The organism is Streptomyces tailanensis, assembly GCF_008386495.1.
Taxonomy (GTDB): domain Bacteria; phylum Actinomycetota; class Actinomycetes; order Streptomycetales; family Streptomycetaceae; genus Streptomyces; species Streptomyces tailanensis.
The window spans coordinates 72922-75449 of sequence record NZ_VTHJ01000028.1 but is presented as its reverse complement, the minus strand read 5'-3'; the positions used below and the strand labels follow the sequence as shown (position 1 = coordinate 75449).

The 2528-nt window shown below is 68.2% G+C and carries 3 protein-coding genes; all 3 read right to left on the bottom strand.

From position 1 onward, the window contains the following. Positions 1 to 54: 54 nt before the first annotated feature. Genes F3T56_RS22955 through pdxS form a run of 3 tightly spaced genes read right to left on the bottom strand, consistent with a single transcriptional unit; the run spans position 55 to position 2389 of the window. Entirely contained in the window at positions 55 to 807 is a 753-nt protein-coding gene (locus F3T56_RS22955) for a YebC/PmpR family DNA-binding transcriptional regulator (RefSeq protein WP_149827255.1), read from the bottom strand. A gap of 49 nt (positions 808 to 856) precedes the next feature. Further along, the gene (pdxT, locus tag F3T56_RS22950) at positions 857 to 1465 is read right to left on the bottom strand and encodes a pyridoxal 5'-phosphate synthase glutaminase subunit PdxT (protein ID WP_149827254.1); all 609 of its coding nucleotides are present in this window, start codon (positions 1463 to 1465) and stop codon (positions 857 to 859) included. Positions 1466 to 1471: 6 nt separating this feature from the next. Further along, positions 1472 to 2389, bottom strand: coding sequence for a pyridoxal 5'-phosphate synthase lyase subunit PdxS (gene pdxS / locus F3T56_RS22945; RefSeq protein ID WP_149827253.1), 918 nt, complete (start codon positions 2387 to 2389; stop codon positions 1472 to 1474). Between the last annotated feature and the right edge of the window lie 139 nt (positions 2390 to 2528).

Below are 2528 nucleotides of genomic sequence, written 5' to 3'. Positions count from 1 at the left end.
GGGCCGGTGGGACGTGTCCCACCGGCCCGCCGAAACCGCTGTGCCCGCGGAGCGCTACGCGTCGACCTTCGCCATCACGTCGTCGCTGACGTCGAAGTTGGCGAAGACGTTCTGGACGTCGTCGCTGTCCTCGAGGGCGTCGATCAGCTTGAAGATCTTCTTGGCGCCCTCCTCGTCCAGCTCGATCTGCATGGTCGGGACGAAGTTGGCCTCGGCGGAGTCGTAGTCGATGCCGGCCTCCTGGAGGGAGGTGCGGACGGCGACCAGGTCGGTGGCCTCGCTGAGCACCTCGAAGGACTCGCCCAGGTCGTTGACTTCCTCGGCGCCCGCGTCGAGCACGACCTCCAGGACGTCGTCCTCGGTCAGCTCGCCCTTGGGGACGATCACGACGCCCTTGCGGTTGAAGAGGTACGAGACGGAGCCCGGGTCGGCCATGGAGCCGCCGTTGCGGGTCATGGCGACGCGGACGTCGGAGGCTGCGCGGTTGCGGTTGTCGGTGAGGCACTCGATGAGCACCGCGACACCGTTCGGCCCGTAGCCCTCGTACATGATCGTCTCGTAGTCGGCGCCACCGGCCTCGAGACCGCCACCGCGCTTGATCGCGGAGTCGATGTTCTTGTTCGGGACCGACGACTTCTTCGCCTTCTGGACGGCGTCGTAGAGCGTCGGGTTGCCGTCGAGGTCGACGCCGCCCATCCGCGCGGCGACCTCGATGTTCTTGATCAGCTTCGCGAAGAGCTTGCCGCGCTTGGCGTCGATCACGGCCTTCTTGTGCTTCGTCGTGGCCCATTTAGAGTGGCCGGACATCTGCCTGTCTCCTTCGCGTAACCCATCTCTGCAACGAACGCCAGAGATCCTACAAGGACTCCGTCGACCGGCTCGCGCGCACCATCTCGACGAACAGCGCGTGCAGCCGGTGGTCGCCGGTCAGTTCCGGGTGGAACGACGTGGCGAGGGCATTGCCCTGGCGTACGGCGACGATGTGACCGTCGTGCTCGGCGAGCACCTCGGTCTCGGCGCCCACGGACTCCACCCAGGGGGCGCGGATGAACACGCCCTCCACAGGATCGCCGTCTATGCCCTCGATGTCGACCGCCGCCTCGAAGGACTCGTTCTGCCGTCCGAAGGCGTTGCGGCGCACGATCATGTCGATGCCGCCGATGGTTTCCTGGCCCGAGCGCGGGTCGAGGATCTTGTCGGCGAGCATGATCATGCCTGCGCAGGTGCCGTATACGGGCATGCCGTCACGCACGCGCGCGCGTAGGGGGTCCATGACGCCGAAGAGCACGGCGAGCTTGGAGATGGTGGTGGACTCGCCGCCGGGGATGACGAGGCCGTCCACCTCGGCGAGTTCCTCGGGGCGCCGCACCGGCCTGGCCACGGCGTCGGCCGCGGCCAGGGCGATGAGGTGCTCCCGTACGTCGCCCTGGAGGGCCAGGACGCCGATGACAGGTGCTTGGGTCATGGGTGGTTACCAGCCGCGGTTCGCGTAGCGCTCGGCCTCGGGGAGGGTGTCGCAGTTGATGCCGACCATGGCCTCGCCCAGGTTGCGGGAGGCGTCCGCGATGATCTTCGGGTCGTCGTAGAAGGTGGTGGCCTTCACGATGGCGGCGGCGCGCTTGGCCGGGTCGCCGGACTTGAAGATGCCGGAGCCGACGAAGACGCCCTCGGCGCCGAGCTGGCGCATCAGCGCGGCGTCGGCCGGGGTGGCGACACCCCCGGCGGAGAAGAGGACGACGGGCAGCTTGCCCAGCTCCGAGACCTCCTTGACGAGCTCGTACGGGGCGCGCAGTTCCTTGGCGGCGGCGTACAGCTCGTTGTTGTCGAAGCCGCGCAGCTTGGCGATCTCGTTCTTGATCTGGCGCAGGTGGCGGACGGCCTCGACGACGTTGCCGGTGCCGGCCTCGCCCTTGGAGCGGATCATGGCGGCGCCCTCGGCTATGCGGCGCAGGGCCTCGCCGAGGTTGGTGGCGCCACAGACGAAGGGGGTGGTGAAGGCCCACTTGTCGGAGTGGTTGACCTCGTCGGCCGGGGTGAGGACCTCGGACTCGTCGATGTAGTCGACGCCGAGGGACTGCAGGACCTGGGCCTCGACGAAGTGGCCGATGCGGGACTTGGCCATGACCGGGATCGAGACGGCCTCGATGATGCCCTCGATCATGTCGGGGTCGGACATACGGGCCACGCCGCCGTCCTTGCGGATGTCGGCCGGGACGCGCTCCAGGGCCATGACCGCGACCGCGCCCGCGTCCTCGGCGATCTTCGCCTGCTCCGGGGTGACGACGTCCATGATCACACCGCCCTTGAGCTGCTCGGCCATGCCGCGCTTCACGCGGGCGGTGCCGGTCTCGGGGGTGTGGGTGGTGGAGTTCGAGAGCGTGCTGGACACGGGTTTGACCTCGCTCGGGGAAGAGGGTTTCTGCAAACACCGAGGAAACGGGAGGGGAGCAGGCCACGGCAAGGGCCAATAGGGCGCCGGTGGATCGTTTTCGCCCCCGCGGCGACCCTCATGGGTGCGTTTCGGGTGC

What these genes read in the sequence shown, in the direction of transcription:
- F3T56_RS22955 (WP_149827255.1), bottom strand. Translation starts at nt 807, where the DNA reads ATGTCCGGCCACTCTAAATGGGCCACGACGAAGCACAAGAAGGCCGTG.
- pdxT (WP_149827254.1), bottom strand. Translation starts at nt 1,465, where the DNA reads ATGACCCAAGCACCTGTCATCGGCGTCCTGGCCCTCCAGGGCGACGTA.